Annotated in this window: 4 protein-coding genes; all 4 read left to right on the forward strand. The window is 53.0% G+C overall.

The window, feature by feature from the left end:
* Positions 1–133 precede the first annotated feature (133 nt).
* The 4 genes from ACO6BQ_RS11210 (at position 134) to ACO6BQ_RS11225 (ending at position 7,899) form a co-directional block, all read left to right on the forward strand.
* Entirely contained in the window at positions 134–853 is a 720-nt protein-coding gene (locus ACO6BQ_RS11210) for an energy-coupling factor transporter transmembrane component T (RefSeq protein ID WP_489120980.1), read from the forward strand.
* A 10-nt stretch (positions 854–863) separates the two neighbouring features.
* The gene (locus ACO6BQ_RS11215; protein WP_489120981.1) at positions 864–2,339 is read left to right on the forward strand and encodes an ABC transporter ATP-binding protein; all 1,476 of its coding nucleotides are present in this window, start codon (positions 864–866) and stop codon (positions 2,337–2,339) included.
* Between the two features lie 23 nt (positions 2,340–2,362).
* Positions 2,363–2,950: an MptD family putative ECF transporter S component gene (locus ACO6BQ_RS11220; RefSeq protein WP_489120984.1), complete on the forward strand. Its 588-nt coding sequence runs from the start codon at positions 2,363–2,365 to the stop codon at positions 2,948–2,950.
* Positions 2,951–3,231: 281 nt separating this feature from the next.
* Complete coding sequence (locus ACO6BQ_RS11225; RefSeq protein ID WP_489120985.1) at positions 3,232–7,899, forward strand: TonB-dependent receptor plug domain-containing protein; 4,668 nt, start codon at positions 3,232–3,234, stop codon at positions 7,897–7,899.
* Positions 7,900–8,279: the final 380 nt, after the last annotated feature.

Here is an 8,279-nt window from a genome sequence, read left to right on the forward strand (position 1 = left end):
TTATGAGTCCTTTTTTTGTTAAATTGTGTTGCACTTAGATTGTACATCCAAGGCTGTTGCGTTTGGAAGAAAATACTGATAAAATGGGGTCGTTTCTGAACGGCCTCGTTTTATTATTCACCAAACAGAAGGGGTGACCATACTGACCACATCATCAAAGCCGTTCGATTTTCGGACGATGTTATATCTGAATCTGCTGCTCATGTGCGTTCTGATCTTCTCGGGACGGCAGGAGGTGCTGATTCTGTCCTTTGTACTCTCGCTTCTTGTCTTTGCGACGGTTGGCAGTGCGGCGCAGACGGTGAAGTTTATCCTCGGCTTTCTCGCACTGCTTGTGCTCCAATATGGGGCGGAGCTGCTGCGCGGCACGGATCTGCCGCGCGGATTGATTCTCGTGCCGCAGCTGATAGCCTTTATCGCACTGCGCATCTCTCCGTTCGTCGTGCTCGGCATCGCGCTCAAGAAGAGCACGAATATCGCGGAGATCACGACGGCACTCTCGCGTCTGCGTCTGCATCGGGGCATCATTCTCAGCATTGTGGTGATGATCCGCTATCTGCCGGCGATGAAGGACGATTTTCGCGTGATTGTGGATGCAATGCGCCTCAAAGGGATTCCTGTGTCGCTCGGCTATGTCGTGCGTCATCCGATGAAGGCGATTGAGTATTTTGTTGTGCCGATGCTGTTCCGCAGTGAGAAGATCACGGAGGAGTTCTCGGGAGCGGCGCTCGTCAAGGGCTATGAATACAGCGGGACGCGCACGTCCTATTTCGATGTCCGCATGGGCGGCAAGGATTGGGCGATGATCTTCCTTGCGCCGCTTGCCTTTGCGCTCTGTCTTACCGTTGTTTGAGGGGGGCGCTATGATTGAGTTACAGAGTGTAGGCTTTCAATATCAGGACAGGGCGCAGCGGAGCATCGACGGGAACTCCTGCACCGCAGGGGCGGGCGAGGTGATCGTGATCGCGGGGGAGAGCGGCTGCGGGAAGTCAACGCTCCTGCGCCGCATCAATGGTCTCTGTCCCGGCTTCTACGAGGGCATGGCGGAGGGGAAGGTTCTCCTCGCCGGACAGGATGTGCTGAATCTCCGCGTTGGAGATATTTCGCGGATTGCGGCGACGGTGTTCCAGAATCCAGACAATCAGTTCTTTACGCTCGATGTGCTGTCCGACCTCGTATTCGGCTGTGAAAACTTCGGTGTGCCGCGTGATGAGATCGAGCGGCGGCTGCGCTCTGTCGTGGAGACACTTTCGCTTGAGCGTTTTCTTGGACGGAAGTTCTCGGAACTGTCGGGCGGGGAGAAGCAGAAGATTGCGATTGCCTCGGCACTGATGCTAGAGTGCAAGATTCTGCTGCTGGACGAGCCGTCGGCAAATCTGGACTATCCGTCGATCGCACTTCTCCGCCGTACGATTGAGGAGCTGAAGGAGCGCGGCTATACGATTGTGGTGGCAGAGCACCGTCTCTACTATCTGCACGGCGTGTGCGACCAACTCGTCATAATGGAGCAGGGGACGATTGTGCGCCGCTATCGCGGTGCGGAGATGGACGTGCTTGACAACAAGGCATTGAACGCGTTCGGCATACGCGGCTTCGATCTTTTTCATACGCGTGCGGCGTGTGAGCACGCTGCTCCTGCGATGGGCGGTGCAGAGCTGCTGTCACTCGAACACATTTCGTTTAGCTATGTGCGCGGGCAGGATGTCCTGCGCGATGTCTCGCTCTCTGTACGGGCGGGTGACCGTATCGCTCTCCTCGGGCATAACGGCTGCGGTAAGAGTACGCTCGCGAAAATCATCTGCGGACTGCTGCGGGAACGTGGCGGGCGTCTCTCTGTCGGCGGAAAAACCATTGCCGCACGCAAACGCTATACGGCGGTCAGCTATGTGATGCAGAATGTGGATTTTCAGATCTTCGGTTCGAGTCTCTATCATGATCTCCTGCTCGGCAACGAAGAAGCGGAGGACATCGATGCGCGCATTCGTACGGTGCTTGAGCAGTTCCGCCTGCTGCCGCTGATCGATGAGCATCCGATGCGGCTGTCGATGGGGCAGAAGCAGCGGCTCGTGATTGCTGCTGCCTGCCTCCTGAGGAAGCGCATCGGCATTTTCGATGAGCCGACGAGCGGTCTGGACTACGGTAATATGCGGACGGTCTGCACGCTCATCGATGAATTTACGGGAGCGGAGAATGCCGCCATCATTATTACGCATGACTACGAGTTCATCATGAATTCGTGCAACCGCGTCATTCTCCTCGAGGATGGGTGGATTGCAGAGGATTTTGCACTGCGGGACGCCGCCGCACTTGAGCGGCTCTTCCGTGAGCGTATCAGATAACGATCCATTGGAGGAAAAACATAATGAATGCTTGGAAAATCAGCGACTTTGTCCTAATCGGTATACTCTCGGCACTGTACGGCGTGCTTGTGCTGGGCATCGGCGCACTCACCGTGTTGCTCTCGCCGGCGATGCACGCGCTGAGCCCCGCGCTCATCGGCGTGCTGCTCGGGACGGTGTTCCTGTTCGTCGTGAAGAAGATTCCGAAGTTCGGTGCGATTACTCTCTTTGTCGCGATTAGCACGGCACTCTTTGCCGGATTCTCGGGGATGATGTATGTGCCTTTCGTCGGCTCGGTGACAGCGGTCGCGCTCGTGGTGGATCTCGCCGTGCGTGCGCTCGGTCAGCGGATTCCCGTACTCGCGGCGGGCTATGGGCTGATTCAGGCATCCTATGTATTCGGCGGCGCGATACCTCTTCTGTTCTTCCTTGAGCAGGAGATGGTTCGCTGGCAGGAGGCGGGCATGGATATGGAGCGGATTCAGAAGTTCGTCGAGCACAGCACAGGGATTTTCCTCGCGGCGGGCATGGGGATTGCCTTTCTCGGGGGCTTCATCGGCATCTATATTGGAAAGCGGATTTTGAGGAAGCATTTTAAGGAGCTGGCCTAGTCATCACATACACTATGTGAAAAATATCTTAAGCTATCGTATGAGAAAAATTTCGTACGATGGCTATTTTTATGAAAATTAAAGATTTTTGAAATTTAGGACTGGAATATATGGAAAATAAGGGGTATAATAGCGATATCAGATTGATAGTTAATATCAGTCCGAATAGAAATATTTATAGAAAAGGTGATCTTGTGAAAAAAGGAGCGCAAACGACGTTGGTCTGTGCCATATTGCTTCATACTATGGCATCTGCGTGTACCGTATGGGCAAATGACGATATGGCGGCTGATGTTTCTACTGCCGACGTTCATGTGGAGACGGATGCGGCAAAGGAAGATGCGAAGATGGAGTCGCAGTCGACGACGATCATCACGGCAGAGGATATTGCAAAGAAGCAGGCAAAATCCGTCGAGGACATCATCTTTAGCGAGACGGGGATGACGCGCAACGTCGATGCGATGGGACGTGTTACGCTCTCGATGCGCGGCGCGGAGCCGCGGCACACACTCATCCTGATCGACGGCCATCCGGTTATGGGCGATTTCGCAAAATACAGTGGGCAGGCGGACGAGCTGCAGCGGCTCGGCACGGAGAATGTCGAGCGCATCGAGATCATCCGCGGCGCGGCGAGCGCGAAGTACGGCGCGGATGCCATCGGCGGTGTCGTCAATGTGATCACGCGGAGAGCAGCGCACGATGCAGCTCTTCAGTTTAATTTAGAGGGGCGGCGCATCCGGGATGACACGACGACTGCGCCCTATAAGAATTTTTTCCTGCGTGCGGACAGTGGCAGGATGGGCAAGTTTCAAGGGGCGATCTACGGCAGCAGACGGGATGTTATGCCGATCTACAGTGAAAAGATTTTTTATAACGGAGTCAATACGACCGGGGCGATTCGGAATTCTCTGCGCTATTTTGGCGATATAAAGAATATTGGCATTTTGGGGAGCTATTCGTTTGACGATCGGCATACACTTGATTTCTCACTGGATCGTGCAAATGAGGAGATGGATCGCTTTACCAAGCACTCCGAGGATGCGCCCGATCCGGTGATTCATTACAAGCGGAATATCGATCGTGATACCTATCGCATGAGCTATCAAGGGCGTGGCGCGCGCACGGACTGGAAGCTCGATTTTAACTACGCAAAGATGAAGGAAGACGACGTTACCCTATCCTCTGTCGCCGCCTTTTCCAAATACGAAGGAAAAAATTCGCTTCACTATTTGGATCATATTCTGCATAAAGAGTGGAATGTCGAGGTCCGCGCGAATACGCAGGCGAGCGATCGACATCTGCTCTCCTACGGTCTTGGCTTCAGCAAAGAGGACGGGGAGGGGAGCCGGCTCAAAGGTGCGAGAAATATAAAAACAAGGTATATTGATCCGTGGGATTATGATAAGAATCTGCACAGCGATGCAGATGGGACGCCCCGATCGAGCATCAAGGATCGACCGATGTATCTGAACGAGAGAGGGATTCCCCAATACGATAAGGCGTATGCTCTCTATGGGTACAAGGATGCGAACGGAAAGACACAGGTTCCGTCCTATACTTTTGAGGATTTTCAGAATGGGACGAACGACGATAAGATCCCAAGTTTCATTGAGGAACTGCGCAGAGAAAATCCGGCAGATCGCTTTCTGGACGAGGACGGCGATCCGCTCGATGGCGATACTATTATGCGTAGGTATTACGGCACTTACAAAAGGACTCTGACATGGCATGGTAAGAAGTTTGAACAGGAGGAGCAGGAGCGCAAAAACCGCCAGACCATCGGGCAGGCAGATATAAAGAAACAGCATTTCTTTTTCCAGGACTTTTGGCAGATGGGGAAGGATACGATCTTCATGCCAAGCGTTCGGTTCGATCACAGCAGTCTATTTGGCTCGCATGTCAGCTTTAACATGGGGGTGACGCATTCGATCGGAGGTCATGCCGATCGGCGCTTCAAGGCGAATATTGGTACGGGCTATACAGAGCCGGGGATGGGGGAGCTCTACTACCACTGGGAGATGTACGCCGGTATGCCCTACGATCTCGGCGTTGGAAAACTCGGCTATTACTGGTTCGGCAATCCAAATCTGAGGCCGGAGAAATCGCTGAATTTCGATTTGGGATTTGAGGCGGAGCATGGAAAGAGCCAGATTCGAATCAACGCATTCCACAATAGGATTCGGGACTATATGACGACGTATTTCACAGGGGAGCTTATGCATTTCCATCCGGAGGCCGATGCAAAGAAACAGACGTGGATCACGCCGCCCGATATGATCTATAGCTTTAAGAATATTGGCAGGGCGGAGATCACGGGCGTTGAGACGGAATTTTCACAGAAGATCGACGATCATTTTTCGTGGAAGCTCGGCTATACCTATCTTCATGCGGTGAACAAGAGCGATCCGAATATGCCGCGTCAGCTGCTCAATAAACCGCAGCACAAGATTGATATTGGACTGACGTATGAGAATAGGAGTTGGCGTGCATCCCTTTGGGGGGATTACTATCTGCACATGCTGGACAGCAATACCATTGCGAACAATGGGAACTATGTGCATAACGACATCGGCGATGGAACGACGCAGTATAATTTTGCAAAGGGCGGTCAGCAGACCTATGAGCGCAAGAGTTTCGGCGTGTGGAATCTCCTCGTTCAGAAGAAGATCGACGCGGATTCTGTGGTCTATCTGGGCATCGACAATCTCTTCAATCATCGGGATGACGATCAGGCAATGCAGGAGCGCGTTTATAAGCTCGGCGTCAATTTGAAATTTGACCGTATCTCGCATCGCAAATCGTCTTCGTGGGAGACATTGGCCGATGAGCAGAGGGGCGAAGCGTTCGCCGGAGTCGGGCGTTTTATCGTGCCGCCTTTTGATGTAAAGCGACCCGAGGGATTTGAGGTTTTTGGCGATTATCGTCTGCGGTACAATGCGTTCACCGGAAAGAACAAACCGGCGGAGGCACGCGTCACGACGCGATCGAGTGTTGGCTCGGCGTATAAAAACTATTTGGAGAAGGGGGAGCAGGGATTTGAGCAGCGGCTGCGCGTGGGGGCTGATATGCGTGTTGGTGCACATACGAATATCACGCTGATTGGCAGCGTGTCCGGCAGTAAAGAAGTCGATACGGCACAGGATGTCAGCGCATCGCACGCGCTCAACGAAGCACGCGTTGAGAATGCCGATGTGACGCAGCACGTGAAAGCATGGGATCTCAGTCTCGGACGACTGACGGAGCCGATGGGGGTAACGGGCTATTATTTCGGCAAGGAGTACGACGGTGTGCGTGCGGTCTGGACGGGGACACGCAGTCAGGTTCGCGTTGGTTTTGGTGATTTCAGCAAGAGTACGGGGATTTCGGACTCCGCCTATACCCATGCGGTAAACGAGGTGTTCCTGCGTCCGCCGACGAAGAAGGAATGGCTCGGCTATGATATGGAGCACATCAACGATGAGGCCTATACCCCTCCGAGCAAGGAGACGCCCGGTTTTGAGTCCCTCTATGATAAGCTCAAGACAGCGAAGACATTTGCCGAGGAAAAGAAGATCATTGATTCCTATCTCGATCTGATCGCCAAGGATGATCCCGCTGCGTACAATAAAATCAAAAGAGCTGCTCAGTATGAGACGAACAGCCATATCTGGCGCATTGTCACGGCGAAGGACCCAGAGGGGAATGTCAAGGGCAGATTCTTAATGACCGATCTCTTTATGACCGTTCCCAACGGAGCCGATCCGTTTGATAAAGACAAGCTGCGTCAGGCGGGCGAGACTTCGTGGAACACGGTTATGTCACGCAGCGGTGAAAATCCGGAGACATGGAGGGCTTATCTGGAGAATTCGGGGCTTTTGCGAACGCTTCCAAACTACAAGAAATATACATTTTCGTCGGAGTTCTACGGATATGGCACATATAAGGGCGGCGAGACGTTGGAGGCTCTGGGCAAGGGGAGTGCGCATAAGGGAAAAAACTATGCGGGCATTCCGCTGGATAAGCTAAAACCGGGAGATTTCCAGCCGCTCACGCGAGACCAAGCGAAGGAGAAGGCGCTCTCATCTCTGTACGATAAGGGGGCTGCGCTTGAACCGCTCTATAAGAAGCTGCCGAACGGAGAGACTGCACTCGGATATCGTCGGGCAGGACTTTCACCAGTCGCGCAGAGAATCCTATCGCTGCTTGCGTCAGACAACTATTGGAGGCCGGAGGACAGCAGCAAATTGCCGCTACATCTGTTGGCGAAGGCGGGGTGTCTCTTTCCACAGTGTGGAGTTGTTCTTCATGTGGATCGCATTCCCGCGATTAAGAGGGCATTCTATGTGCAGGCGCGTCACGAAATCACGCCTGCTGTCGGCATTGCGGCATGGTATCTGCGTGCAGTCGGCGGGGACTCGCACAGCTTCCGAACAGCGAACGGCACGACGAATGATGTCGATACATTTGACACACTTGCGAATGTGATCGGCATTGGCGCACGCTGGCGGCTCGCGAAAAACGCGGCGATCTCCGTTGACTACGGGCAGAACCGTACGGTGTTCGGCAGATATATGAACGGGTACACGCGTTATGAACATACAGCGGGAACGTCAACATTTACACTGCGCGGGCGCGAGCGTGGAGGTGTCCCGGCGTTTTGGGTCATGCGGTTTGATCTCGGCAATGTGGATATGGATGTGCCGGGCAGTTGGAACGCCTTTATCGACTACAAGGCGTTTGATCATGGCTCGTTTTTCGGCGGCAATGGGACGGAGTCGCTGCCCGATCGTTACCTTGACGGCATCCGCAGCTTTACTGTCGGTGCGGGCTATGTGCCTGTGGAAAATCTGCTCGTTGAGGCGTTCTATACCTTCGATGCGAAGGGCATTGGGATGCGCGACACACTCTATGGACCGGAGACGTTCAAGCTCGGCAACTATACGCGCGTGCAGGTGACATATCGGTTCTGAGGGCGCAGAGCAAACGGATTAGGGATACAATGATTGAGAGCTCGTGAGATGGTCATGGGCTCTTTTTATTTTTGTTGCCTATGAAAAGGAATCTCAATTATTTGTTTTGTTTATAGATCGTGTCTTAGGTTATTGACTTTTTATATGAAAGCAAATACAATGATGAAAATATGAATCCCGAGTATTTTTGTAGGGATTAAACGATAGATTATTTTTAAGGAATCGCTGATAAAATGAAGTCCGTCAGATTGGCGTAGATTTTTTCGTCCGAACAAGGAGGCAAACCGGACGCATAGCCAAAGCTATGTGGAGGATTTGCCGACGAAGTGCGGGCAAAAAAGATGCGTCAAGATGGCGGTGCTGAATTTATCAGTGCTTCC

Source organism: Centipeda sp. (in: firmicutes), assembly GCF_057271695.1.

What these genes read in the sequence shown, in the direction of transcription:
- ACO6BQ_RS11220 (WP_489120984.1), top strand. Translation starts at nt 2,363, where the DNA reads ATGAATGCTTGGAAAATCAGCGACTTTGTCCTAATCGGTATACTCTCG.
- ACO6BQ_RS11225 (WP_489120985.1), top strand. Translation starts at nt 3,232, where the DNA reads ATGGCGGCTGATGTTTCTACTGCCGACGTTCATGTGGAGACGGATGCG.
- ACO6BQ_RS11215 (WP_489120981.1), top strand. Translation starts at nt 864, where the DNA reads ATGATTGAGTTACAGAGTGTAGGCTTTCAATATCAGGACAGGGCGCAG.